1 protein-coding gene is annotated in these 470 nt (G+C 42.8%); it reads left to right on the top strand.

The window, feature by feature from the left end:
• On the top strand, positions 1-470 hold a 470-nt coding region (locus tag J7R12_RS08670), incomplete at both ends, for a DEAD/DEAH box helicase family protein (RefSeq protein ID WP_208439076.1).

The raw sequence follows: 470 nt of genomic DNA on the forward strand, positions 1-470 counted from the left end.
TTTAGAAAACAGTCAAATCGATTGGAGTCGTTTTGAAGGAAAAGAAACGGTTGTCCTTAAAGAGCAAACGAAGAAAAAGCTTTTAGATCATCAGAAAGAAGCCCTTGAAGCTGTTTGTGAGGGTTTAAAAGAAGCAGATCGTGGCAAGCTAATTATGGCGTGTGGAACGGGCAAAACTTTCACCAGTCTTAAGATAGCAGAACAACTAGCCGGTACAGGCAAGCGTGTTTTGTTTTTGGTTCCTTCTCTTGCTCTTATGTCACAAACCATCCGTGAATGGACACTCGATACAGAGGTACCCTTGCGTTCCTTTGCTGTGTGTTCTGATACACAAGTTGGCAAACGGCGTAAAAACCAAGATGATGATGCTGGTCTTGATACTTCTGATCTTGCCCTGCCTGCTACAACAGATGCAAAACAGCTTGCTAGCAAAGCCAATAAGACTTCTGCTGATGTCATGACTGTTATCT

This window comes from Bartonella vinsonii subsp. vinsonii (assembly GCF_902825235.1).
In the GTDB taxonomy this organism is placed as follows: Bacteria; Pseudomonadota; Alphaproteobacteria; order Rhizobiales; family Rhizobiaceae; genus Bartonella; species Bartonella vinsonii.